The 24,824-nt window shown below is 58.5% G+C and carries 27 protein-coding genes; 11 read left to right on the forward strand and 16 right to left on the reverse strand.

Features of this window, described 5'->3' with window-relative positions; all coding sequences use genetic code 11:
- Window positions 1-417: 417 nt before the first annotated feature.
- The 6 genes from dapC (at window position 418) to AAE514_RS12930 (ending at window position 6,936) form a co-directional block, all read left to right on the forward strand.
- Window positions 418-1,617, forward strand: a complete 1,200-nt coding sequence (gene dapC, locus AAE514_RS12905; protein WP_347331962.1) for a succinyldiaminopimelate transaminase — start codon at window positions 418-420, stop codon at window positions 1,615-1,617.
- A 211-nt stretch (window positions 1,618-1,828) separates the two neighbouring features.
- Window positions 1,829-2,500, forward strand: a complete 672-nt coding sequence (gene nth, locus AAE514_RS12910; protein WP_347331963.1) for an endonuclease III — start codon at window positions 1,829-1,831, stop codon at window positions 2,498-2,500.
- A 65-nt stretch (window positions 2,501-2,565) separates the two neighbouring features.
- The gene (locus AAE514_RS12915) at window positions 2,566-2,952 is read left to right on the forward strand and encodes a SirB2 family protein (RefSeq protein WP_347331964.1); all 387 of its coding nucleotides are present in this window, start codon (window positions 2,566-2,568) and stop codon (window positions 2,950-2,952) included.
- A 13-nt stretch (window positions 2,953-2,965) separates the two neighbouring features.
- A complete protein-coding gene (locus tag AAE514_RS12920) occupies window positions 2,966-4,024 on the forward strand; it encodes a lysylphosphatidylglycerol synthase transmembrane domain-containing protein (RefSeq protein ID WP_347331965.1) in 1,059 nt (352 codons plus the stop codon).
- Window positions 4,021-6,252 (forward strand): glycosyltransferase, encoded by a 2,232-nt coding sequence (locus AAE514_RS12925; RefSeq protein ID WP_347331966.1) that lies wholly within the window; start codon window positions 4,021-4,023, stop codon window positions 6,250-6,252. Before AAE514_RS12920 ends, AAE514_RS12925 begins: the two co-directional genes overlap by 4 nt.
- Before the next feature lie 162 nt (window positions 6,253-6,414).
- Window positions 6,415-6,936 (forward strand): hypothetical protein, encoded by a 522-nt coding sequence (locus AAE514_RS12930; protein WP_347331967.1) that lies wholly within the window; start codon window positions 6,415-6,417, stop codon window positions 6,934-6,936.
- On the opposite strand, the gene AAE514_RS12935 is transcribed toward AAE514_RS12930, so the two are convergent.
- From AAE514_RS12935 to AAE514_RS12970, 8 genes are all read right to left on the reverse strand, one after another.
- The gene (locus AAE514_RS12935) at window positions 6,926-7,270 is read right to left on the reverse strand and encodes a hypothetical protein (RefSeq protein ID WP_347331968.1); all 345 of its coding nucleotides are present in this window, start codon (window positions 7,268-7,270) and stop codon (window positions 6,926-6,928) included. The two genes, AAE514_RS12930 and AAE514_RS12935, sit on opposite strands and share 11 nt — an antisense overlap.
- Window positions 7,271-7,304: 34 nt before the next feature.
- Window positions 7,305-8,252 (reverse strand): oxygen-dependent tRNA uridine(34) hydroxylase TrhO, encoded by a 948-nt coding sequence (gene trhO / locus AAE514_RS12940; RefSeq protein ID WP_347331969.1) that lies wholly within the window; start codon window positions 8,250-8,252, stop codon window positions 7,305-7,307.
- A gap of 70 nt (window positions 8,253-8,322) precedes the next feature.
- A complete protein-coding gene (locus AAE514_RS12945; RefSeq protein WP_347331970.1) occupies window positions 8,323-8,646 on the reverse strand; it encodes a BolA/IbaG family iron-sulfur metabolism protein in 324 nt (107 codons plus the stop codon).
- Window positions 8,647-8,919: 273 nt separating this feature from the next.
- A complete protein-coding gene (locus AAE514_RS12950) occupies window positions 8,920-9,474 on the reverse strand; it encodes a hypothetical protein (RefSeq protein WP_347331971.1) in 555 nt (184 codons plus the stop codon).
- Window positions 9,471-10,202, reverse strand: coding sequence for an OmpA family protein (locus tag AAE514_RS12955; RefSeq protein WP_347331972.1), 732 nt, complete (start codon window positions 10,200-10,202; stop codon window positions 9,471-9,473). The genes AAE514_RS12950 and AAE514_RS12955 overlap by 4 nt, the downstream gene beginning before the upstream one ends.
- Window positions 10,183-11,463, reverse strand: a complete 1,281-nt coding sequence (locus AAE514_RS12960) for a hypothetical protein (RefSeq protein WP_347331973.1) — start codon at window positions 11,461-11,463, stop codon at window positions 10,183-10,185. The genes AAE514_RS12955 and AAE514_RS12960 overlap by 20 nt, the downstream gene beginning before the upstream one ends.
- Window positions 11,464-11,552: 89 nt before the next feature.
- Window positions 11,553-12,737 (reverse strand): galactokinase, encoded by a 1,185-nt coding sequence (gene galK / locus AAE514_RS12965; RefSeq protein WP_347331974.1) that lies wholly within the window; start codon window positions 12,735-12,737, stop codon window positions 11,553-11,555.
- 203 nt (window positions 12,738-12,940) lie between these two features.
- A complete protein-coding gene (locus AAE514_RS12970) occupies window positions 12,941-13,315 on the reverse strand; it encodes a diacylglycerol kinase (RefSeq protein ID WP_347331975.1) in 375 nt (124 codons plus the stop codon).
- A gap of 153 nt (window positions 13,316-13,468) precedes the next feature.
- Here AAE514_RS12970 and AAE514_RS12975 point away from each other — a divergent pair, with 153 nt between their 5' ends.
- Both AAE514_RS12975 and AAE514_RS12980 read left to right on the forward strand, forming a co-directional pair.
- Complete coding sequence (locus AAE514_RS12975; protein WP_347331976.1) at window positions 13,469-14,020, forward strand: phosphatase PAP2 family protein; 552 nt, start codon at window positions 13,469-13,471, stop codon at window positions 14,018-14,020.
- Entirely contained in the window at window positions 14,017-15,084 is a 1,068-nt protein-coding gene (locus tag AAE514_RS12980; protein WP_347331977.1) for an MJ1255/VC2487 family glycosyltransferase, read from the forward strand. Before AAE514_RS12975 ends, AAE514_RS12980 begins: the two co-directional genes overlap by 4 nt.
- Window positions 15,085-15,107: 23 nt before the next feature.
- On the opposite strand, the gene arfB is transcribed toward AAE514_RS12980, so the two are convergent.
- The 5 genes from arfB to rpoE form a co-directional block, all read right to left on the reverse strand.
- A complete protein-coding gene (gene arfB / locus AAE514_RS12985) occupies window positions 15,108-15,521 on the reverse strand; it encodes an alternative ribosome rescue aminoacyl-tRNA hydrolase ArfB (protein ID WP_347331978.1) in 414 nt (137 codons plus the stop codon).
- Window positions 15,522-15,531: 10 nt separating this feature from the next.
- Window positions 15,532-15,993 carry a SoxR reducing system RseC family protein gene (locus AAE514_RS12990; protein ID WP_347331979.1) on the reverse strand — a complete coding sequence of 154 codons (462 nt, stop codon included), beginning with the start codon at window positions 15,991-15,993 and terminating at the stop codon, window positions 15,532-15,534.
- Window positions 15,994-16,050: 57 nt separating this feature from the next.
- Window positions 16,051-17,004: a MucB/RseB C-terminal domain-containing protein gene (locus AAE514_RS12995; RefSeq protein ID WP_347331980.1), complete on the reverse strand. Its 954-nt coding sequence runs from the start codon at window positions 17,002-17,004 to the stop codon at window positions 16,051-16,053.
- Window positions 17,005-17,010: 6 nt separating this feature from the next.
- On the reverse strand, window positions 17,011-17,688 hold the full coding sequence (locus AAE514_RS13000; protein ID WP_347331981.1) for a sigma-E factor negative regulatory protein: 678 nt from the start codon (window positions 17,686-17,688) through the stop codon (window positions 17,011-17,013).
- Between the two features lie 146 nt (window positions 17,689-17,834).
- Window positions 17,835-18,419 carry an RNA polymerase sigma factor RpoE gene (gene rpoE, locus AAE514_RS13005; RefSeq protein ID WP_347331982.1) on the reverse strand — a complete coding sequence of 195 codons (585 nt, stop codon included), beginning with the start codon at window positions 18,417-18,419 and terminating at the stop codon, window positions 17,835-17,837.
- A gap of 489 nt (window positions 18,420-18,908) precedes the next feature.
- Here rpoE and nadB point away from each other — a divergent pair, with 489 nt between their 5' ends.
- Entirely contained in the window at window positions 18,909-20,531 is a 1,623-nt protein-coding gene (gene nadB, locus AAE514_RS13010) for an L-aspartate oxidase (RefSeq protein WP_347331983.1), read from the forward strand.
- 24 nt (window positions 20,532-20,555) lie between these two features.
- Here nadB and AAE514_RS13015 read toward each other — a convergent pair whose 3' ends face one another.
- The 3 genes from AAE514_RS13015 to AAE514_RS13025 all read right to left on the reverse strand — a co-directional run bounded on the left by AAE514_RS13015 (window position 20,556) and on the right by AAE514_RS13025 (window position 22,628).
- Window positions 20,556-21,035: a protein YgfX gene (locus AAE514_RS13015; RefSeq protein ID WP_347331984.1), complete on the reverse strand. Its 480-nt coding sequence runs from the start codon at window positions 21,033-21,035 to the stop codon at window positions 20,556-20,558.
- Entirely contained in the window at window positions 21,001-21,249 is a 249-nt protein-coding gene (locus AAE514_RS13020) for an FAD assembly factor SdhE (RefSeq protein ID WP_347331985.1), read from the reverse strand. Before AAE514_RS13020 ends, AAE514_RS13015 begins: the two co-directional genes overlap by 35 nt.
- 65 nt (window positions 21,250-21,314) lie before the next feature.
- Window positions 21,315-22,628: a GGDEF domain-containing protein gene (locus tag AAE514_RS13025; protein WP_347331986.1), complete on the reverse strand. Its 1,314-nt coding sequence runs from the start codon at window positions 22,626-22,628 to the stop codon at window positions 21,315-21,317.
- Window positions 22,629-22,921: 293 nt separating this feature from the next.
- Between AAE514_RS13025 and ygfZ the strand changes: the two genes are divergently transcribed.
- Both ygfZ and AAE514_RS13035 read left to right on the forward strand, forming a co-directional pair.
- Window positions 22,922-23,851 (forward strand): CAF17-like 4Fe-4S cluster assembly/insertion protein YgfZ, encoded by a 930-nt coding sequence (gene ygfZ / locus AAE514_RS13030; RefSeq protein ID WP_347331987.1) that lies wholly within the window; start codon window positions 22,922-22,924, stop codon window positions 23,849-23,851.
- A 75-nt stretch (window positions 23,852-23,926) separates the two neighbouring features.
- Window positions 23,927-24,763 (forward strand): HDOD domain-containing protein, encoded by an 837-nt coding sequence (locus AAE514_RS13035; RefSeq protein ID WP_347331988.1) that lies wholly within the window; start codon window positions 23,927-23,929, stop codon window positions 24,761-24,763.
- The last annotated feature ends 61 nt before the right edge of the window (window positions 24,764-24,824 follow it).

Genomic DNA, 24,824 nt, shown 5'->3' on the forward strand with positions numbered 1-24,824 from the left:
TGCCTCGGCTTTGGCTTCCTGCGTCGCCCTAACACCTACATCCATGTAGGCGTCAGAGAGTCTCTTAACGGTATACCCTCCGCCTACCTCAGTGCCAACGAATTGCGATGTTTACGTAGGGTGCGGTAAGGCCGAAGGCCGCCACCCACCGCAGCAAGCCACGCAAGGTATGGAAGACGAAAGTCCCAAAGCGCTTGACTGCCATTCGGTGAAGTTTTGGCACTGAGGTCCGGGAGCCGGTGCATGGTTCCAAGACCGTGAGCCGCGGGACACGCGCTCTCGAGCTACAGGGATGTATTTACTGCGTGTCTTGGAACCATGCACCGGCTCCCGGACCGGACGCGAAGCAACCACCAAATCGGACCGGGCTTTCACAAACCACACAACTTAACCAGCAACCAAAGAACCAAAACACCAATGAACCCAGACCTGAACCAACTCCACCCCTACCCGTTCGAAAAACTGGCCCAACTCAAAGCCGGCATCGAACCGCCGGCCGAGCTGGCTCATATTGCCCTCTCCATCGGCGAACCCAAACACGAACCGCCGCAGTTCGTGCTGGAAACCCTGAGCCAAAGCCTCAGCCGCGTCTCCAACTACCCGGCCACCAAAGGCCTGCCCGAGCTGCGAGAAGCCATCGCGCGGTGGGCCACCCAACGGTTTCAACTGTCCGAAAACGAACTGGACCCGGAAACCCAAGTCCTGCCCGTGAATGGCACGCGGGAGGCGCTGTTTGCGTTTGCCCAGGCGACCGTCGATCGCACGGCAAAAAACCCTCTGGTGGTCAGTCCCAATCCGTTTTACCAGATCTACGAAGGTGCCGCCCTGCTGGCGGGGGCAAACACGGCTTTCTTAAACTGCACCGCCGAGAATGGTTTTATTCCCAACTTTTCCGAAGTAGACCCCTCGGTTTGGCAAGATTGCCAGTTGTTATACCTCTGCTCCCCCGGCAACCCCACCGGCGCCGTGCTGACTCTGGAGCACTGGCGGGTATTGTTGGAGCTGGCGGACCGGTATGATTTTGTGATCGCCTCGGATGAGTGTTATTCGGAGTTGTATTTCGATGAAGCGGCGCCGCCCATCGGGTTGCTCCAGGCGTGCAGGGCGTTGGGGCGGGATGATTTCAGCCGTTGCGTGGTCTTCCACAGCCTTTCCAAACGCTCGAACCTACCGGGCTTGCGCTCGGGTTTTGTGGCGGGGGATGCGGCTGTGTTGGCGGATTTTTTGCGCTACCGGACTTACCATGGTTGTGCGATGCCGGTTCCCTCGCAGTTGGCGAGTATTGCGGCCTGGGGGGATGAGGTTCATGTTCGGGCGAACCGGACGCTGTATCGGCAGAAGTTTGATGCGGTGTTGAAGATTCTGGACGGTTGTCTGGAGGTGGAGAAGCCGGAGGCGGGTTTTTATCTTTGGCCGCGTACGCCCTTGGATAGTGAGAGTTTTGCCCGAGAACTTTTCGCCCAGCAGAACATCACAGTGCTACCGGGCAATTACCTCGCCCGCCCCACTGACGCCGGCAACCCAGGGGACCACTACGTCCGGATGGCCCTTGTGGCCTCTCTCGAAGAATGTATCGAGGCGGCTAAGCGTATCAAGTTGTTTATGGAACAGTTTTGAAGAACGTCGCTAGCGGAAAGTCCGGTGTCTCTGGCGGGAACCCTCATCAAAGACCCGCCGTGAATACATCCCTGTAGGCTTCTCATCGGCATCCATGGACGGGTTCACGGCGGGTCTCCAACTGGTATTCCCTCCTCAGCTCGCCGGACTCAACACTGGCACAAAACCAAACATCGAAGCTTAAAAGACCTTCAAAGACAAGTACCAACCCATGACCGAACCAAAAAACCTCAAAAAATCCGAAAGAGTCCAATTCATCCTCAACCGACTCCAGGAACTCTACCCCGAGCCCCCAATACCACTGGACCACAAAGACCCCTACACCCTACTCGTCGCCGTACTACTCTCCGCCCAATGCACCGACCAACGGGTCAACCAAGTCACCCCACACCTGTGGAAACTCGCCGACAACCCACATGACATGGCCAAGGTCCCCGTCGAAGACATCCAGGCCGTCATTCGGCCCTGCGGCCTCTCGCCCCAAAAAGCCAAAGCCATCTCCAAGTTGTCACAGATCCTCATCGACGACTACCACGGCGAAGTCCCCAACGACATCAACGAACTGGAAAAACTCCCCGGAGTGGGCCACAAAACCGCCAGCGTCGTCATGAGCCAAGCCTTCGGCGAGCCCGCCTTCCCGGTTGACACCCATATCCACCGTTTAGCCCAGCGCTGGGGACTGACTAACGGCAAAAACGTCGCCCAGACCGAAAAAGACCTCAAGCGGCTCTTTCCCAAATCCGCGTGGAACGCCCTGCACCTGCAAATTATCTACTACGGCAGGGAACACTGTTCCGCACGACGCTGCGATGGTACCGTATGCGACATCTGCCGCACTTGCTACCCGGCCAGAGTACGCCCCAAGCAAGTCCGTAAGGCCTAAACAGTGAATAAAACGTAAGCACTGAATACTGTTAACGTCACCCAAAGGATCAGGACCCTAGCCCAATGATTGCCCTGCTCAAGCACCTGCACATGACCTTCGCCTTGCTGTCCTTTCTCGGTTTTTTCCTGCGAGGAGTCTGGATGATGACCGGCTCACCTCTGCTAAGGCGCAAACCCGTCAAGGTGGTGCCCCACATTAACGACACTCTGCTCCTGGTCACCGCCATTGCCCTGGCCGTTCTCATCGGCTATTCCCCCCTGCAGCACGGCTGGCTGCTCACCAAGATTGTGGCGCTGTTTGTCTATATTGGTTTGGGAGTCCTGGCCTTTCGTCACCCGAAGCGACCGGTGCGTATTGGCGCCTGGTTGGCGGCATTAATCGTGTTTCTTTACATCGTCAGTGTGGCTTTTAGCAAAGATCCGCTGGGTTTCCTTTACTTAATCAACTAACGAGCACTATACCTTGGCCCAAACCACGCCCAACTCATCGAAAAGGCTGATTCTGTTTGGCATCCTCTTTGTGGTGCTGACCATCGCCGGGCTCTACTCGGTCTACGGTCAGTTCGCCGGCCGGGAAGTGAAGTTTGACACCCGTCTTGTGCAGCCTTGGGTTTTACTGGCTTTGGCCGCGTTACTCGCGGTTTATTACATTTCCGACGCCTTGCGGTTGGGCTACACATTACAAGCTCTGGGGCACCGCCTGCCTTTTCGGAAACTTCTGTCGCTGGTGTTCATCAATCTGTTTTTCTCCAACATCACGCCCATGGCCACCGGCGGAGGGTTTGCCCAGATTTGGTTTCTCCAACGCGAGGGCATTCCGATCGGACACGCAACGGCGGCCACTACCATGCGCACGCTGCTGGCCGTGGCGTTTATTTTTTCTCTGACCCCTGTGGCACTGATTGCGCTGCCCATGTTCAACGGTGACTGGTTGCCGGCCGACATTGGCGTGGCACTGGCCTTGTTTATTACCGGCTACCTGGGGTTTTTCACCATAGTGATTTTCCGAACCCGGTGGCTAATTGCCCCTTTGAGCCATTTACTACGCTGCCTGCACCGCTGGCACCTTCTCAGCGACCGGCGGCATCAGCGCTGGCAATACAAGGCGCGCCGAGAAATGCTCCGGTTCTCCCAGGCTTTTGGGGAATACTGGTCGGGGAGCCACTGGGCCGTTTTCCTTTCCGTGTTTTTTACGGCGGTTTTCCTGTTGAGCCTGTTCAGCTTTCCCGCCCTGTTGCTGCTCGCGCTCGACTACTCTGTCAATTATCTCACCACCGTCGCTTTACTCCTGATAACCACCTTCATCATGTACTTTTCTCCCACCCCGGGAGCCTCCGGTATTTCTGAAGGCGTGTTTGGACACTTTTTCCGAAACCTGGTCAGTGGCCCCCATCTTCTATTGGTGACTGTGGCCTGGCGCCTATTGACCATTTACCTGGGTATGTTGATTGGATTGATCATCTTCCGCCGCACTTTGGCCCGGGAGTTGTTGGCTCAACGGCCGAAAGGAAAAGTGCAATGACTCGTCCCTCCTTACTCAAATGGCTTTTTTACCTGAACCTGCTGATCATCGCCTTCCTGGTGGGCTATAAGCTGTACCTGAACGTCTCCAGCCCGGAATTCACCAGCGTCCATGTCGAACAGCTAAACCAATTGCAGCGGCGCATTGAGGACCCCGAGAGATATCAGTTTGCCGTAGTCGGCAATATCAACAACTCGGTGGGCGTGTTCGAAAAGCGCATCATCCCGGAGCTCAATCAATCCGGGGTGGACTTCCTGGTCTCCGCCGGCAATGCCCTCAGCAGCGGGGGAGAAGACAAATACCGGGCTCTCTATGGTTCACTGAGCCACTTGGACATGCCCTTTCTCCTGACCTTTGGGGAGAAGGAGTACGAGGACTTTGGCAGCTTTCGTTTCTATGAACATTTTGGCCCTTATTTTTACAATTTCAGCCTTGGACAAAGTCAGTTCGTTTTTCTCGACAGCACCGGCAAAACACCCTGGCGCTGGCAAATAGAGTGGTTGAAGGGGGTATTAAGTGAAACCCGAACCGGGCCGGTCTTTCTGTTTATCAACCACCCCCTGAAACACATCGACCATGACCTGCTGTTTGAACGCAAAGATCACTACCTCCCCGATTCCCCTTTTCGGGATGCGCTGCTGAAGCTGATCGATAGGCACAACGTGACCGCAGTGTTTTCCGCCAACTTGCCGGTTTTCTCCCGACAGCTTGAGGAAGACACCCTGTTTATTACCACCGGCGGCGCCGGAGGCCTGGTTCTGAACGACGACACCAGCTTTTACCACTACGTGAAAGTCACCGTGAACGGCGATCAGGTACAGACGGAGCTTGAACCCCTGGAGGTGGGCCAACATCCAGTGAAACGAACACTGGAGAGCCTTTGGTCCTTCATCTATTCCCTCTTCTATGTAGGTTACATCAACTTTATCCTGCTGGTATGCCTTTTCATGGCGTTGGGCATAAAGCTGTACCAAAAAGTGTTCGTGGGACGGGATTATTACCCCAACTTCGACCTGGACCCCACCCCCTGGGAGAACCAGCCATTGAAGGTGGCGATGTTCACCAACAATTACCTGCCCTTCATCGGCGGCGTACCACTGTCCATCGAGCGCTTGCGCCGGGGGCTGCAGGCGCTCAAGGATAACGTTCTAATCGTCGCGCCCCGCTACAAAGACCAGGACCCCGAAGAGCAACAGGTGCTTCGGGTCCCCTCGCTCTTCGCCATGGGCAAGCGTAGAGAGTTCCGCCTGGCCAATGTGTTTCTCCCCCGTACCCACCGGCAGGTCAAGAACTACGGTCCTGACATTATTCACTTGCACCACCCCATCTGGATGGGCTCGCTTGGGCTCTGGATCGCCCACCGCCTGCGGGTACCGGCGGTTTATACGTATCACACCCGGCTGGAGCACTACGCGCACTTCGTGCCCCTGCCTGGCGCGCTGTTCCGCAACTTGATCTCTCACGCCTTGATCAAGCATTTTGCCAACCGTTGCAGCGGCGTCATCGTGCCGACCAATTCGGCGGAGGATTACCTGCGGATGATCGGGGTAAAGACCTCCATCTTTGTCCAGCCCACCGGCATTGACTACGAGCGTTTCCAGGACCTCGACCCCGCCCGCCTGGAAGAGCGGCGAGAGCATTTTGGCCTGAATGGGAAGCGAGTCCTGGTCAGCGTCTCCCGCCTGTCCACAGAGAAGAACATCGACTTCCTGCTCGATGCCATGGCGCAGCTGAAGGCAAGAGAGGCGTCTCCCTTCCGTTTGCTGATCATCGGCGACGGCCATGAGCGCCACCGTCTGCAGCAACGCATTGAAAACGAAGAGCTGAGTGACTGCGTCACGCTGGCAGGTGCCGTTCCCCCGGAGGAAATGCCGCTTTACTACCGTCTGGGTGACCTGTTTGTATTCGCCTCCAAGTCTGAAACCCAGGGGATGGTGATTCTGGAAGCGATGGCGGCGGAAATGCCGGTGGTGGCCGTGCGCTCCAGCGGTATCGATGATGTCATCGTTGAGGGGGAAAATGGCTATAAGACACCGGAGAACCTGGATGTCTGGTGCCGGCAGGTGTTGAAGTTACTGGAGGACGAAAATCACCGGAAAGCCCTGGCTAAACAAGCACACCAATTTGCCAGGCACCATTCCACAGAGGCCTTTGCCCAGAATGTCCATCGGATATACAGCTGGCTTTTGGCGGCTCACTATCAAGAAGACGATTCCGAGCATTGGTAGCTTTTGGCGCCTTTCACACAAAAGCCTTATAAGAATCCGAAAGTTAGATCTTTTTATAATAAAGGGCATTAGTGTGGCGGTGGATTGTTGACCCTGGCACCCAAATAATTTATATGTATAACCAAGAAGTCAAAAAATCCATAACAACCAACTGGCGCAGCTATGAAAAAGTTATTCTTACTACTCGGTTTGATCGCCTGTTTTCCCGCGACCGCTTGCGATGAAGACTGCAAGCGTGAAAAGGCGATGGCGGAAAACGACGTCAAGTTCCCCAGTTACCTCACCGCAAGTTATTGCCAGGATACCAGTGTGACCTTTTTGCTGCGGGCTCGTGAGAGTTTGCAGGAATACCGGGACAGCCAGCTTAAGACCGGCCACAAAGGCGGACTGCGTAACATCAGCCGGTTCCTGAAACAGCGTAAAGAATGGCTGCAGGAATGTGACCGTTACCTAGCGATGACCGACCAAGGTCGAATCTTCCGCAATGAGACGACCACGGCAACCATTATGGCCTCCATTGACGCCACCATTAAGGAGCTCGATCGCCTAGTGGCCAGCGGCAGCGGCATCTACGTACCGGAGTCGCAAGCCGAGATGGCCGGACAGCGACTGGATCAGATGTTTATTGCCGTGGACACCCACAGAACCGACCTGCAGCTGCGAGGCCAGTTGGTCATCCGCTAGTAGGCTTCTTCAGAGACAGCTTAGCCCTTGCCGGGCGGTCCTTACGCTGCTCGGCAAATAATCGGGCCCTTTCCTCGGCCTGCTTCGCCCGGCGATTAACGGTTGGGCGAACCGACGTTACTCGGCCCCGACCCGCCGCGGACGCCAGCGCCGTCATTCCCGACCGCAACAAACGCGCCTGCTCGGCAAAGCTCATCCCGGGGGGATAGTTGGCCGGAGAGACGCCGGTGGGGTTGCGAACATCTCCTTCCACTTCCAGGCGGAAACCGCACGAATGCTGGGCCCGACCCCGGCCGACATCAATGTCCCAATCATCAAAGTCCAAAGAGTCCATGATCCTGATCTCCTGAGGGTGCTCCCTCTCAATGTCATAACGATTTGGCAGCCGCGCGACGCTGACGCGCCGGCGGCTCGGCGCCAATATGCACCTCGTTTCGTTGACGCGCCAATTCAATCTGCTTTTGGCGCTCAGCGAAGCGGGCTTTCTGGTCCTGAGTAAGACTATGGTAGCACTTGGGGCAGCTAACGCCCTTCATATACAACGCCGAGGCTTTATCTTCCTCGGTAATCGGGTGCCGACAACCGTGACACTGGTCGTAGGACCCAGGCTCTAGATTGTGGTTCACCGCCACGCGATTGTCGAACACAAAACACTCGCCCCGCCAGAGGCTTTGCTCGGAAGGCACCTCTTCCAGGTACTTGAGAATACCGCCCTGCAGATGGTATACCTCCTCAAAACCCTGCTCTCTCATGTAGGCGGTCGCTTTTTCACAGCGAATACCGCCGGTACAGAACATGGCCACTTTTTTGTGTTTGCCGGGGTCGAGGTTTTGGTGGACGTAGTCGGGAAACTCTCTGAAGGTTTCCGTGGCCGGGTCCAAGGCCCGCTCAAAACTCCCGATGGCGTACTCATAATGGTTGCGGGTATCCACCACCACCACCTCGGGGTCGCTAATCAGGCGGTTCCAGTCTTTGGGCGCCACATAAGTCCCCACGGTATGGCGCGGATCGATTCCTTCCACGCCCATGGTGACAATTTCCTTCTTCAGTTTGACCTTCATGCGGTAGAACGGCTGCTCGTCCGAGGGGGACTCTTTGTGCTCCAGATCCGCCATCCGCTGGTCAGCCCGCAGATACGCCAGGAGGCCGTCAATGCCTTCGCGGGAGCCGGCCACAGTGCCGTTAATGCCCTCGTGAGCCAGCAGCAAGGTGCCCTTGAGGCCCAACTCGACACATTTGTCCCTGAGCGGACCGCTAATCTCTTGGTAATCCGGCAGAGAAACAAACTTATACAGGGCGGCAACAACAACACTCATAGAACGACGACTACCTCAACAAGAGCGGAAAAGCGCGTATTATAAACGCTTAATTTTTGTACAGCCACCGTCAATTTGTCTCTTCTTGCCCACCGCCCATGCAGGCCGGTGAACCGGGAACGTTTTGCGGCCCCGTCCACTCCTCAGGGCTGTAGGTATGCAGGGCCAAGGCATGCACCTGCCCGGCCAACTCCTCCGAGAGGGCCCCGTAGACGGCCTGGTGGCGCTGAACTTGCCGTTTACCGGTAAACACCTCACTGACCAACACCACTTTGAAGTGGCTCTCGGAACCGGGAGGGACGTTGTGCTGGTGGCTTTCGTTGTGCACCTCAAGATGGCTAGGCTCAAAGGTTTCGGTCAACTTGTGGGTAATTGAGGCTTCAGTCGGTTTCATTACATCACTCCAAAAAACTGTCGGCATTTTACTCATAGCAGTCTACACTGTGTGGACCTAGCGCAAAAAAATGAACATTGGCACCCTATGCATCATCATCGAATCTTTATCGACCGCCGAAGGGGAAGAGATCGGCGCCGGGAAAGGGACCCCTGTGCGCAGATGCCTCTGGACCTCTACCACCGCAAACGCCGTAAATCCAAAGACCGGCGGGCTTCCAGCCGTTCGTTGGAACAGGATTACTACGCCTACTTCTCAAAGCACGCCCCTTACTCAAACCACTGAGTCCAGGGCGCGCAGCACATCCGAGGTGATCGGGTAAACGGGATATTCCCGGAAAAAGTCCTCCACATTGAACTGCTCGAGGACCCGATCGCTGTACTCCCGGTGGCGCGCCCGAGCCGCGTCAAAACCGCGAAACTGCAGCTGTTGAAGGCAGTCAGAACATACCCGCCAGGGCCAGGGATCCGGCGCCGGCAGCGCGGTGGCCACCGCAACCCGCTTCTCGGGCGAAGCCCGACGCACCGCCTGAAGGCTACGACAATACGCCAAATGATAACAGGGCGCCGCCCAGCCCGAACCTGCCTCTGCGCCTCCGGGAGCATTCATCCAAAGCAAAACCCGGCTGTTTTTGTAGGCCAAGGTATAGTCGGGCAGGCAGCGCAGCTGGGCCCAGCCCAACCACACCCCCGCTACCAACCGTTCCCGCTCGGCGGCGGTCAGGTGTAACCGGGGGTCAAAGAACTCAAAGGCTCCGAGCTTGTCCGCCCCCATTGCCTCCCGCAGGCGGCTAAAGGGGGCAAACTGAAGAAAGTCCGGTAGCTTCAAGGAGACTCCTCCTCCAACAACCCTTCTATGCGGGACTCCGCGTCGGTGCGCAATCGAAATTCCACGCGACGCGAGCGCGCCGGGTCCTCTACCCCATTTTCCATTACCACCTTGGAGGAGGACAAACCGTTGGCCGTCAGGTGTGCTTTGATCCAGTCGCGCTCGCCACTCACTTCCGGCAGGGACAAAAGGTAGGCCAAGGTCGTACGGGTTCGAGCCTGGGAGAGTGCCATATTGCGGATATAGGCCTCACGCTCGGGGAGCGACCCCCAGCCGCTGGAGGTGTGGCCCTCAATCCGAACTTCGAGAATGTCGTCCCGGTACTTTGCAGAGGTAATGATACCCAGGTACCGGGGGAAAAAATCCTCAAGAATCTCCCGGAACGCCGGCCTGAGGGTATCTTCCCCCTGAGGGAAAAGCACCTCGGTGTCGTAAAAGCGCAGGCTCAGGTTCCGGTTCAACTCCGCCCCCCAACGGGGCAGGTCCTCCTCAAACTCCTCGTATAAGTCCTCGTACAACTGAGTACGCAGGCGGTCATAGAGCACCGCCACGTCCCGCACCTTGCGGCTTTCAATTTCCAGTTGAACCATGTACACCACGGCAATCAGGAGAAACACCATCATCAACCCGCCCATCAGGTCACTGACGGAAACCCAATGCTCCTCGTGCTCTACCTCATGATTGGGGCGGGGGCTCAGCGGGTTTTGCTCATTGCGCGTTTGTGTCATGAGTTCGCTGTTCTTGATGGGTGGCGGCTTCGGACGCTTGAACCAGTGCGCGCAGACGGTCGGTCAGCGGCGCATAGTCATTGACAAACTTTTCCGACAGAGAGGTTAGCTGATAACCGAACGTCGTCAGGGCTTTGGTCAGCTCGTTTTCCAGCGCCTGGTCGAGCTGCGCCAGTTGCTCATCGGTACGTTGAACCAACGTTTCCACCTGCCGGTGCATTCCCTGCTGAGACTGCGAAAGGCTGTCGGCCAGGTTGCGGTGCACCTCGGCCGAGGTATCCCGCAAAGCGCGTGAGGCCTCATCCAGTACCTGGCTGAGTTGCTGTTGGTTACGTGTGACGCTTTCGGTCAACTGGTCGGTCAGCGCGTCTACCCGCCCTTCCAGGGACGGTAGGCCCGCCGCTGCTTTGTCCGCCACCGAGGCCAGTTGGGAAAGATACTGGTCGAGCCCCTGAGATTGGGCTTGCAAGGCTTCCATCAGCCCGCCCAGAGACTCGGAGACCTGATTGAACACCTCTGAGTGGGTGACCACTTTCTCATAGGCCCGGCTGGCCTTATCGAGCAGCTCGCCGTTGGATTTCTGGGTGACCAGCAATTCCTGCAATTCAGTTTTGTAGTTCTGCTGCCAGAGCAGCATATTGCCCACGGCCTCGTTGAGCTTTTTGAAATTCTCCCCGTACTGCACGTCTATTTGAGCATTGAAATCCGTCAACACCGTTTCCAGGGCGTGAGTCAGAGCCCGAGTGTTGGCCTCGGTCATGTCGGTTTGGTACTGCGCCAGGGAGTGTTTGAGCTCCGCCATTTCCGTCTGCTGCTCCCGCCGCAACCCTTGAATCGCACTGTGAAGGCCCCCGTATTCGGAGTCTGACAGGGAGCGGTGAATATCCGAGAGCAAGTTGGCCAAGTCATCCACCGTCGCCGCCTCGTAGCTGGATTGGCGACGGTGCTGGCGCAGGGTGGTCGCCAGGTGGCGAAACTTGACCAAAAGGGCCCCGAGCAAACCGGCGATAGAGGTCCAGAACGCCGTTTGCAAGCCCTCAATCAGGCCGGGCACACTGGACTGAATATCGGTGGTATCAAACTCCAGCAGCCCCATCGCTACCCCGATGAAAGTGCCAAAAATACCGGTACTGGTCAGAATGGTGGGAGCGTGGACCGCGCTTTGGGACGAATAACCGGGGCCAATGAAGTAAACCGTCATCAGGGCAATTAACGCCATCAGCACCAGTGAAAGTGTGGAAAAATCGTTCAGAAAATCCATAGGGGCCTGAATGCCACAGGGGCCTAAAATAGAGAGTGCCTTCAAGAGTAGAGTATCTTTACGGCGTTATAGACGGCCCCGAGTGTAGCCTATTCGCGGCTTCCTAGCCATGCCAGCCCCGCTGGGGCGAAGGCACCGTCACTGGCGTTGGCGGGAATCAACCGAGCCCGGCAGCCAGTGCGCGCCGAATACTCGGTCTCCACGGCGGCCTGCAGTATCGGAAGATCCACCGTGCGCGCCAGGGCGATCACACAACCGCCGAAACCTCCGCCGGTCATGCGTACACCGGCTTGCCCCCGCGCGGCACGAGCGAGAAGGAAGACTAGCGTATCAATGGCGGGGGTGGAAATGTCGAAGTCATCGCGCATGGAGCGGTGGGATTCCATCATCACCGTGGCCAGCGTGGCCATGTCCGCGCGGCCCAGGGCATCGGCGGCGAGCAAGGTGCGCTCGTTCTCACTCAGTACATGGTGCGCCCTGTGAAACAGCAACGGATCAAGCTTGCCCTCCGCCGCCTTTAGTTGCTCAAGGGTAACCTCTCGCAAACTGCGGGCCCCGAAAAAGGCGGCGGCCGATTCACACTGCTCCCGACGCAAGTTGTATTCGCTCTCGACCAAGCCCCGGGTCACGCCGCTGTCCACAATAAGCAGCGACCAGTCATCCGGTAAGGGGACCGCGCGGGTTTGCAGAGAGCGGCAGTCAATCAAAAGCGCTTTACCCACCTGCCCCTGGGCACTGACCAGTTGATCCATAATGCCACAGTTGCAGCCGACAAACTCGTTCTCTGCCCGCTGCCCCAACTGAGCGGCCCGCTCAGAGGTGATCGGTTCTTCACTTAGGGCGGTCAGCACCCGAATCAGCGCCATCTCCAGTGCCGCGGAGCTGCTTAAGCCGGCGCCGGAAGGCACGTTGCCATGAATAATCAAATCCGCGCCACATAGATGATAGCCGTCAGCCAACAGAGCCTGCACGACGCCGCGCAGGTAATCCGACCAAGGCGAGACCGGGTCGTTTTCCATGGGTTTGTCCAGCGAAAACCGAACGGACTGACCCTGAATATCCAGGGCAGTCGCCTGAATCTGGCGGTCGTGCCGGGGCGCGGCGGCGACGGCGTTAACATAGTCAATGGCGGCCGGCAGCACGAAACCGTCGTTGTAATCAGTGTGCTCACCTATCAGATTCACTCGCCCGGGGGCCTGGGCCAAGACAGAGGGGGGGCGGTGATACCGAGCTTCAAACTGTTCTGCCAAAAGGCGGGCGTCGATGTGGGGCACAAGCTCTCCAACCATATTATTTATAAGATAATTTAATTAACCTCAATCTACCCCAATAACCACGCAGACACAAGATGAACCCCGGACTGTTGAGGGCTCTCCACCTAACCAACCGCTGAAGGCTCTCACCTAACCAGCCGCTGAAGGCTCTCCACCTAGCCAGCCCGCTGAGGGCTCTCCATCTAACCAAACGCTGAGGGCTCTCACCCAACCAGCCGTCGAAACAGAAAGGCGCCCCAGATGATGGCGAGAAGAATCAGGCTTAGCAGAACCAACGCGGACCCCATATCCTTGGCGCGGGCGGCAAGCACATGTATTTCATCCCCGGTTCGATCGATGGCCGCTTCCACCGCCGAGTTGGCCATTTCCGCCATCAGCACCCAGAACAGACTGGAAATCAGAAAGAGCTGTTCAAGCATCCCCTCTCCCAGCCAGAACGCCAGAGGCAGCAATATCAGCGCCAGATACACTTCCTGACGAAAAGCGGCTTCGAACCGCCACGCCGCCGCGAAACCGTGCAGCGAATAACCAAAGGCATTGATAATCCGGCGGAGGCCGGTTTTGCCAGGCTTGGGCATGGGGAAATCTCCAGAGGGCCATCGGAAACGCGCTTAAGGTAGCGGATTGTCAGCAGGATGAGAATGGCGTTTTTCACGCTGTCATAGAAGATTCACACCTGAGTGATATCAATGGAAGCGTTGAAGGCTAATCCCCATGCAAGGCGGTGTGCTATGAACAGTCTGTTTGAACGCGTCCATCGGCTCGACACCCTGGCTTTTCTTTGGCTGCATGTCACCAAGCGCTCCCCTTACCGCAAGTCCGTTCGCTGGATTTCGCGCACCGGAGACGGCCACCTCTACGTCCTGGCGGCCATTGCCATCGCACTGATGGAACCCCATCGGGGGACCGCTTTCGTGCTGGCCGGCGCCCTTGCCTATACGCTGGATGTGAGCCTGTACCTGATTCTTAAAAACGCCATCAAACGCGACCGGCCAGCCATGAAAATTGACTTTTACGAAGCGTGGATCACGCCCTCGGACCAGTTTAGCTTTCCCTCCGGCCACACCGCCGCCGCCTTTTTGTTCGCCGCGTTGATCGCAAGCTTCTACCCGGCATTTGCCCTCCCCTGCTACCTTTGGGCCACTCTAATTGGGGCCAGCCGAGTCCTACTCGGGGTACACTACCCCAGCGATATCGCCGCCGGGGCGCTGCTTGGCTCCGGCGCGGCTTTGGCCGGACTTTACCTGGCACCACTGCTGGAGCCAACTTCAGGAATATTATGAAAATATTGTACGGTGTTCAGGGCACGGGCAACGGCCATACCACCCGCGCCCGAGTTATGGCCCGTGCCCTGGCCGAGCAGGGCGTGGAGGTGGACTGGGTGTTTTCCGGTCGGCCTCCGGCGGATTATTTCGATATGGACCTCTTCGGTGACTACCGCTGCTTTCGAGGACTCACCTTTGTCACCCGCCACGGCCGCGTGCGTTACCCACAAACGCTGGTAAACAGCCATTTGCGCCGGCTCTACCGTGACATCCGCTCACTGGATGTCAGCCGGTACGATTTGCTGCTCAACGACTTTGAGCCGGTCACCGCCTGGGCAGCTCGACGGGCGGGGCTTCCCAGCATCGGCCTTTCCCACCAGTGCGCATTTTTGCACCCTATCCCCAAACGGGGCGAGAACCTGTTCGTGCGCTGGTTTATGCGTAACTTTGCACCGGTGAAGCAGGCCGTGGGCCTGCACTGGCATCACTTCAACCAACCCATTTTGCCACCGCTGGTCGAACCGTCTCACTACCCCAACGAGTGCCGGGAAAAGCAGTGCCTGGTGTACCTGCCCTTTGCACAGCTGGAGGATATCCTCCCTCAGTTGCGGGCTTTCCCTGAGACGGAGTTTTACGTTTACCAGAAGGTGCCAGAAGCCATTGATGAGGGCCACATTCACATTCGCCCCTTTTCCCGCGAGGGGTTTCAGGCCGACCTGCACCGCTGCGAAGGCGTAATCTGCAGCGCGGGGTTTGAACTGCCGAGCGAGGCCATACAGCTGGGCAAAAAACTGCTGGTTCAACCCGTGGTGGGGCAAATGGAGCAACAGTCCAACGCGCTGGCGTTGAGCCAACTGGGGTATGGGGCGGTAGCACAGGTGTTGACCGAACAGGCCATTGGAAACTGGCTGAGTAGCCCGCGTCCGAGACCGGTCGTCTATCCGGATGTGGCCCGAGCCTTGGCCCAGTGGCTTACCGGCGGCGAAACACAAAGCATCCAAGCCCTGCGAGACCGACTATGGAGCCAGGTCCCTGAGCCGGATGCCCCGCCGAGCCGCGAGGCAGCAGCCAGCGTCGGTTGAGGAGGCGCTTTACCACTGGATTTTTACCAATGGACCTTGCCGCGCTTTTGCTTGATGGAGCCCCGGCGGGTTTTGCGGTCCATGCGCCTCTGCCGGGCGGCTTTGGACGGACGGGTGGCGCGGCGTTTTTTGGGCCGGTAACTCGCTCGGGCCACCATCTCCCCCAACCGCTCAAGCGCATCCGCGCGGTTCTTCTCCCAGGTGCGAAAACGCTGGGCTTTGATGACCACGACCCCATCGCTCGTCAGTCGTTGGTCGCTGGTTTGCAGCAAGCGTTCTTTAACGTCATCGGGGAGGGAGGAGCCTTGCACGTCAAAACGTAGGTGCACCGCACTGTTCACTTTATTGACGTTCTGCCCTCCGGCGCCTTGGGCACGGATGGCCGTCAATTCTATTTCGTGTTCGGGAATCTCGAGGTGGGCGGTTATGGACAGCATGACACCAGCCTCACGAAGGAAGCACGGTAACCGGCTGGCACTCGTCCAGTAGCACCGGCTGCAGCCGGCGATCGTGGCGAGTTTGGTGGGCGCGCCAGCGCACCACCACGCCGCCGGCTATCAGACCCACCAGCGCGCCCAGTGCGCTCAAGCCGTCTGAGGCCCACCACTGCTGGGCCAACCCCGCACCGAGAATCATGGCAAGCAAGGGCACCAAGTAGACAAACAAAGAGCCTCTGACCACCACCGTTTCGGGTACTCCAATCTGGATTTCTTCACCCAGATGGTAGTTGGACGCATCACGCCCTTCCAGCAGCACCCAAAGATAACTGGTATGCCCCATCAACCGGGACATCAGGCTCTGACCACACCCTTTTTGAGCCGCACAGCTGCCACAGGTTGACCGCTGGATGGTTTCCACCCATAGACCGTCCTGCTCCACAGCGACTATACGCCCGGTTTCGGTGATCATAGAAAAGCCTCTTTTAATCGCTCAAGCCGTGTCCGGCTCGTTTGTGGTGGGCGCGCTTTAGGGAGTCTGGCCGTTATGGGCGCTCGCCTGGCCGCTATGGTCGCTCGGCTGAACTCCACGGGCAAGCTGTTCCGCCACGGTGCCCGGGATCTCGCCCACCACTGTCAATCGGTATGCCGCCTCTCCGGTATCAAGCTGCCCCATAAAGGCGGAGATGGCGCCGCGCTGGGCCCGGCCCTCCACACTCAGCGCTCCATCATCCAGGGGCTGCAAAAACACAGAAAAACTGGCGAGGCCGTCAGTGTACATCAACATTGTGATGTTATCCGATAGCCGTCGCTCGCCTGAGTAAACAAATCCGCCCGGGAGCCAGTCCAGCTCCCAGCGGGTGGGCGCCCCACGGCTGAGTTCGGCACAGTGGCCGGGGTCGGAGGCGTTCGCTCCCGGCGATGCTTCCCAGTGACGTACCTCAGGGGCCAAGTCGAGCTCGACAAACTGAAAACGCTCCAGCAGCCGCTTTTGTTCATCGAAAAGAAGGGATTTGAGCAACAGGCCGGTTTCCTGATCCAGCCCCAACAGATAACCGTACCGAAACTGGTCTTTGGGACGGACTTCGACAATGGTCACGGTGCGACCGGCAATGCGGTCTTCACCCCGAACGGTAAGCTGATAGAAGTGATCGAGCCTCGATACCTCCTCAGCCGAGGCTTCGGGGTGCAGCAGCTGATAGCCCGTGGTTTCGCACAAGACCGAATCACCGAGCTGCCGTACAGCGCCCTCGGGGCCATTGAGGTATTCCAAACGCTCGTGAACTTCGCCCCCTTTCATCCAGTGTTGCACCCGAAAGCTTTCCATTTCGCTGCGGTGCTCGTAGGTAAAAGTACCTTGGTAGTGGAGGGTTTGGCGGGCTTGCTCCATGCGTTGCAATAGTGCCAGCGGGTCGTTACTGCTGGCCCAGGTAACACTGGAGGCCAGCAGCAACAGTACAACAATAGCGCGACTCGGCCTCACGGCGAATCACTCCTCAGCGTCGGTAGACACCCGGGCATAGGGCAGTACGCCCTGATTGCTGTTGCGCACAGCGTGGCCACTGTGCGCTCGCATCAATTCGTTGAGGTAGGCCCGAATTTCCTCGGAAGGAGCCTGGCCGGAATCGACGCGAACCGGAACAAAAATGACTTCTCTTGAAGGCTGACTGGCCGGCTCATAACCACTCTCTTGACTGACCGTGCGGGCCAGCGGGAGAGAGGGTGGCTGGTACCCAGCCGGCAAGGAAACGGTTTGGCTGCGGCCTACATCGTTTTCCTTTTCGCTCGTTTCGGGAACGGGGCTAGTCTCGGCCACTGCGGGCTGCTGCGTATCCCCAGGGTATTGCTGAACCCCGAGCAACACCGCACCGGCCACCGACGCCGCTACCGCAACCTGCCCGACTCTCTGCCACCAGGGGTGGCGCTGCCGGGGGGCTGGTACCGCTTCATTTTCGAGTGCCGCGCTGACCCGATCGGCGAACCCTGCCGGGGCCACGGCCCCCAGCTCGCCACGCATCGCCGCGCCCACCAGTTGGTGGCGGTCCCACCGTGCCTTCAACTCCTCGTCCTCCGCCTTCAGCAGCCGCCGGACTTCCAGCTCGGAGGCTTCGCCGTCAACCAGGGCCGACAGCGCTTCGTACAGGGAGTGGTTGCTTTGTTCAGTCATCGCGAGTGTACCTTCAAAATGCGACTTCAATAATACCCTTAAGCGCTTGCGCGTCTTTCGGGCCTCCGACCTTTCTCATGGCATCAGACTGATCTATTCAGGAAAGGTTCAGAGAAACGCTAAAAAATGTTAACAGAGATTGACGCCTATGCCATCAGCGGCTGAATACAGCGGTCGATTGCCTCCCGAGCCCGGAAAATCCGCGAGCGGACGGTCCCCACCGGGCAGTCCATAATCGCTGCGATGTCCTCATAGCTGAGCCCCTCCATCTCCCGAAGGGTGACGGCGGTTCGCAGGTCCTCGGGCAAGTCCCGGATCGCTTTGTCCAGCACGGCCTGCAGCTCGTCCCGCATCAGGCTGTGCTCCGGGGTATCGATGTCTTTCAGGGCCTCGCTACCGGTATAAAATTCAGCCTCGTCCACCTCCACATCGCTGGCCGGCGGGCGGCGATTGCGGGCCACCAGGTGATTCTTGGCGGTATTAATCGCGATCCGGTACAGCCACGTATAGAACGCACTGTCACCACGGAACTTGGCCAGAGCCCGGTACGCTTTGATAAACGCTTCCTGAGCAACGTCCTGTACCTCCGCCTGATCGCGGATATAGCGGCCAATAATGGCGTAGATCTTATGCTGGTATTTCACCACCAGCATATCAAAGGCGCGCTTGTCGCCTTTTTGAACTCTTTCGACCAATTGTTGATCGGTATCCTGCGCGGATGGCGCTGTCATCCCAAACCCCCCAAGCGATCCGGCGCTCCCGCGCCGGAGCCAAATCGTTGATCTCTTGTTGTTAACTCGTTACGCGTGGCTTAACACTCTGCGCTCTGGTAGCGCTCTAGACCTGTTATTTCTCTAGACCTGTTAGCGTTCTACGCTCGTTGATACCTTACGCCTCACTGGCGCTTTACAGGCATCACTTTATTTGGCGATATGACCACTTCCTGATGGGCCTCTTCGGGCAACGACGGCGCTTATGTTATGGTCAATGGCTAAAAAGACTCACCAACTGACAAAAAGTTCATAAGCACATGCCTCTATATTCCTTGACGATCTCTAAGACACTGACACTAAGCCTTGCTATTATACGGGTTTATTCCGCTCAGCTCTAATGGCGGCTTCGGACCTTAGAGCACAAAGCGCGGACATCTTCCGGGATTGATCGCTCAAGGGCAAGCCGGCGTAGCATTGAATTCCCGTTTCACTACAGGTAACAACTGAATGAGCAAGCACTTCAGCAGCGATGTACTGGTCATCGGCTCCGGCGCCGCCGGGCTTACCCTCGCGCTGCGACTCGCCCAGCACGGGCGGGTACACGTTCTGAGTAAGAACGCGGTCAACCAGGGCTCCACCTGGTTCGCCCAGGGGGGTATTGCCGCCGTGCTCGATGATGAGGACTCGATTGAAGCCCACGTTGCGGACACCCTCAACGCCGGCGCGGGCCTGTGCCATGCGGACGCGGTCCGGTTCACCGTCGAGCGCAGCAAGAACGCCATTCGCTGGCTGATCGACCAGGGAGTCAGCTTTACCAAAGAGGGCGAAAACGGCGCTTACCATTTGACCCAAGAGGGCGGCCACAGCCATCGGCGCATTATCCACAGCGCCGACGCCACGGGTGAAGCGGTGCACAGCACCCTGATCGACCGGGTCCAGGCCGAACCCAATATCGAGGTCTTTGAGGACCACGTGGCCCTGAACCTCATCACCCAGGCCGACAACGGCTCCGCCAAACTGCGCTGTACGGGCGCCTATGCCTTATGCCGGCAAGACGACCACGTCCACGTATTTCAGGCCCGCACCGTGGTGCTCGCCACCGGCGGTGCCAGCAAGGTGTACTTGTACACCAGCAATCCGGACAGCGCCAGTGGCGACGGCATCGCCATGGCCTGGCGCGCCGGCTGCCGGGTGGCCAATATGGAGTTCAACCAATTCCACCCCACCTGCCTATACCACCCCCGGGCCAAAACCTTTTTGATTACCGAAGCGCTTCGCGGTGAGGGCGCCTATTTGCGCCTGCCCAGCGGCGAGCGCTTTATGGCCAAGTTCGACGAACGTGAGGAGCTGGCGCCCAGGGACGTGGTCGCCCGGGCCATCGACCACGAAATGAAGCGCCTGGGTTGCGACTGCCTGTACCTGGACATCAGCCACAAACCGGCGGAATTTATCGCCGAGCACTTTCCCACGGTCAAGGCCCGATGCCTGGAGTTCGGTATCGACATTACCAAGGAACCCATCCCAGTGGTGCCCGCTGCCCACTATACCTGCGGCGGCGTTATGGTCGACCAGCACGGGCAGACGGACTTGATGAACCTTTACGCGATCGGAGAGACCTCCTTCACCGGTCTACACGGCGCCAACCGCATGGCGAGCAACTCACTGCTGGAGTGCGTGGTGTACGCCCAGTCGGCGGCCAACCACATCGGGGAGCGCCTAGCGGAAATCGCCACCCCCGACACCGCGCCCCAGTGGGATGAGTCGCGGGTCACCAACTCGGATGAAGATGTAATCATCTCTCACAACTGGGACGAGCTGCGCCGCTTTATGTGGGACTATGTCGGTATCGTTCGCACCCGCAAGCGCCTGGAGCGCGCCACCCATCGTATCAAGCTGCTACAGAAGGAAATCGCCGAGTACTATAGCAACTACAAAGTCAGCAGTGATTTGATTGAGCTGCGCAACCTCACCATGGTCGCGGAACTGATTATTCGTTCGGCCATGGCTCGCAAAGAAAGCCGGGGGCTGCACTTCTCCATGGATTACCCAGAGCGCTCTCCCATCGCCAAGGACACCATCCTGGTGCCCATGAACTACGCGGACCAGAACGTGATCGTCAGCAAAGAATAGCCGGTCGATTCTTAACCACTGCGCTCAACCCCGCCCCAGGCGCATCCACAGGCGCAGGCGTCGCCGCTCCTCCCGGTCGGCGGAGTCCGGCAAGACGATAAGGGTGTGGCGTCGACCGGTTTCTACCTCCGTGAGACGAAGGACCTGGAGCCAGGGCCAGACCACGCGCTCCCCGACTAACTCGGCCGCGGCGCGCCGCCCGTCCCAAAACAGCGCCCAAGTGCCATCAGCCTCACAGGCCACCGCCTCGGGAGGTGCGCCGCTCCGCCAACGGCAAAAACGCCAATACTCCACGAGCAGCGTGCCTTCAAACACGACGAGCAGCAGCCAATGGAACGCCGTGGCCGTTCCGTTCAGCACGGCAACCAACGGAAGTAGGCTTAATGCCAGAAGGACGCCACCGTGGGCCCGACTCAGCCAACGGGAGGGACGCAGAGAAACCCACTCGGGACCGTGTGGCCCGGCGGGGTTATTGGGCGTTGATACCGGTGTTGGCTCGGACAATGTCGACAATCCTTTTCAAGTCCGGGTCCTCGGGGGCGTGGCGATGCAGAAACCACGCGAACAGGTCCTGGTCCTCGGCTTCCAGGAGCTTCCAGTAGCGCTCCTTGTCCCCCTGGTCCAGGGTGGGATAGATGTTTTCCAGAAAGGGGAGCAGGATAAGGTCCAGCTCCAGCATACCGCGACGGCTGCCCCAAAAAAGACGGTTTCGCTCCACAAACATCTCCCCTTGGAAAAAGTAAGGCGAGTATATCACTGCGCGGGCCTGCGCCTCCATATCCCTCAAGCCCCCAAAGAAAGCTCCACGCGATTGCGCCCGGCGTCTTTAGCTCGGTACAGCGCCATATCGACCCGCCGGAACAGGGAGTAGTAGTCCTCGCCACTGAGGCGTGAGCCTACGCCGATACTGACGGTGATCGACTGCTCGGGTAAGGCTTCAAAATACGTGCGGGCGACTCGCTGTCGCAGTTTTTCGGCCACGGTTTGCGCCACTGTGCCATCGGCTTCCGGCAGCAGAAGCACGAACTCTTCCCCGCCCCAGCGGGCCAGCCGGTCGCTTTGGCGAACACTTTCGGATAACACCTCGCCCATTTGCCGCAAAATTCGGTCGCCCACGTCATGGCCGTAGGTATCGTTGACAGGTTTAAAGTGGTCGATATCAATGACCAACAGCGATACGGCTTTTTGTGGATCGCCAAACAATCGTTCAATGGCTCGGGTAACCCCGTGGCGATTCAACAGCCCCGTCAGTTGGTCGTGCTCGGAAAGCTCCCGATACTGCTGGCTCTCTTGATGGAGCTCGCGATTTCGCTCGGCGACTTTCTCCGCCCGTCGGCGCTCGAGAACCACCCGCTTTCGAAGATTGTAGAGCTGATAGCTCCCAAACACCGACAACACCACCACCCAGGAAATAATAATGCCGGCGTACCAGGTATCCCGCGATACCCAGTCCCCCACGAGCTCAGCGCTATCGAGCTGAACAATATACTCACCCGGGGTAATCGGGTAAGCCAGATCAATGCCAAACGAGGTGACGTGATCAAAGCTGGGGCCGCTCAGAATCCTGGGGACGTCGAACTCGGCGAGCCACCACTCCGCCACGTTAAACTCATCGAGCCCGATCGATAGCCCTTCGGGCAAAAACTCCACCGATATCTGGGTCTGATTGAACTTGTGAGTTTCCGGGTTCTCACGCTCCGAAAACCCAGGCACCCGGCTGCGCAGGTAATACCGCAGAGACCGACCCGGGCCGGAGTAACTCAGGCCGAGATTGAGTCGACTGTACTGACTGAAATCCAACCCCTCGTTTCGGTCTGCCTCCAAAACGATATTAAAGCCGCAAAACGCACCGTTGTGGGAGTCCATAATATGGCAGCGCCAACGCAACTCCTCCATATTCAACCACTCCACGGAGTTTTTCTCATCCGCGTAGATATAGGCCTCGGAGCGGTCTGTGATCAATTGCAGGCGCCTTTCGGGCAGGTGCGGGTAGCCCACCATCGCCACTAGCGTGAGCACACAGCCGATCAATAGCCAAAAATAGGAGGACTCCAGGACCGCGCGGGACATGCCTCTACGAACATTGCGTTGCACCACAACTCTCACCTGCACCTGACCGACCACACTCCCCCGAGCGACGCTCAGGGATCACTGAAAACGGGCGCTATCTACCTTGAATGGCTGTGTCTCTCTGGACTGCGTCTTGCTGCTGGGCTGCTATTTGCTACTTGCTAATAGCCTGCTCACTTTTTGATCTAGCGGTTTCCCCCAGTACGTCACCCGAGGCGCAATGAGCCCATTACTTGGAGCGACGGCGTTATCGTTCTATCATGCCGCTGTTAACGTTAAGTTTTAGCCCAAATGGTGTGAATTACAAGCTGGAGCCCTTCATGTCGAGCAACGCCCCCTGGTTCAAACTCAATGACTGGACCCTCATGGCCGTCACCGGCCCCCAGGCTCAGGCCTTTCTCCAGGGGCAGGTCACCTGTGATGTCAGCGACCTTTTCGCCACCGCCGAGCACGGCGAGACGCGCCTGGGCGCCCATTGCACCCCCAAGGGCCGAATGCAGTTCAGCTTTCGTGCCCTCGCGCGCTCCGAGGAGCACTTTCTACTGCGGGTGCCCGTGTCCATGGTGGCCGCCGTCAAGGAGTCGCTGGGCAAATACATCCTCTTCTCCAAGGCGGAACTGACCGAGGAAAGTGAGCGCTACCACCTGCGAGGCCTGTACGGTGAGCAGGCGCGCGCCGCCCTGATCGACCACCTCGCTGAACCGTCGGAGGTACCGGGGCAATGGCGGGGAACCGAAGACGGCTCGGTGCTGCTAACGCTGGGCGAGCACCAATACGAGTGCTGGCTGAGCGCCGAGGCGGCGGAAACCCTGGAGCGGGCGCTGGGCGAGCCCGAGCCGAGGGACGAATTATGGCGCCTGCTGGAGATCCGAGCGGGGCGTGGAGAGGTGCTGCCACCCACCCGAGAGCAATTTACCCCACAAGCGCTCAACTTCCCGCTCCTCGGCGCTGTCAGCTTTCGCAAGGGCTGCTACACCGGTCAGGAGATCGTGGCCCGCCTGCACTACAAGGGCAAGCTCAAGGCCCATATGCGCCGTCTGGAGGCCACCGGCGCCGGCCAGTGCTCCCCAGGCACCCCCATCCACCGCGAAGGTGGCAAGAAAGCCGGCGAAGTTATCATGGCGGCGGACGCCGGTAAGGACGCACTGGAGTGTTTGGCCGTATTGGACGACAGCGCCCTGGAGCAGGTACTCTCGATTGGGGAGAGTTTTTCCGCCCGGGTGGCTACATTGCCCTATACTGTCGGTTAAAACACCCTCGAGGCCCAAACCGGCCCTAGCCGGAAGTTTTTGCACCGATTCACAACAACCGATACAGGAAGCCTCATGAGTCATGTTGTAGAGCGCGTTCGCGAAGAGATTGTGAATGCCATCAAAACCGACCAGCTCGTTCTCCCCACACTACCCGAAGTGGCCCTGAGAGTACGGGAAGTCGCCGACGACCCCGAAGCCGACCTGGACCAGTTGGCCAAGGTCATCGGCAACGACGCGGCCTTGAGCGCCCGTCTTGTACGCGTAGCCAATAGTCCCTTGTTGCGCGCCAACCGTCATATCGACGACCTGAAAACCGCCCTGATGCGCCTGGGCATGGAGTACACCTGCAACCTCGCCACCGGCCTGGCCATGGAGCAAATGTTCCAGGCTACTTCCGACTTGGTGGACAGCCGCCTGCGGGATGTTTGGATGCGCTCAAGCGAGGTGGCGGGCATTAGCCACGTACTGTGCCGACACTACACCCGCCTGCGCCCGGACCAGGCCACGCTCGCCGGATTGGTCCACAAAATCGGGGTACTGCCGATCCTTACCTACGCCGAGGACCACCCCTCGCTACTGATCGACAGCCTGACCCTGGACCAGGTCATTGAGGAGCTGCAGGGGCCGCTCGGCGACATGATTCTGAAAGCGTGGGAGTTTCCCCAGGAGTTAATCCACGTGCCCAGCCAACACCTGGAGTTCTCGCGCAAGGCCCCCACCGCCGACTACGCTGACATTGTGACGGTGGCGCTGCTTCAAAGTCACATGGGCGACGGCTCCACTCTGGGGGAAATGGACTATCAGGAAGTCACCGCGTTTGAGCGCTTGGGCATGGATCCGGATATGCAGTCGGCGGATGCGGAAGAACTGAGCGACGAAATGGCCGCGGCCATGATGGCGTTGCAGTAACCCAGTTGGACCCATCCTTGGCGGGCCGTTACAAGTGGCCCGCCTGCACACCCCTCTGGAT

The sequence above is a fragment of the Marinimicrobium locisalis genome (assembly GCF_039822625.1).
GTDB classification, from domain to species: domain Bacteria; phylum Pseudomonadota; class Gammaproteobacteria; order Pseudomonadales; family Cellvibrionaceae; genus Marinimicrobium; species Marinimicrobium locisalis.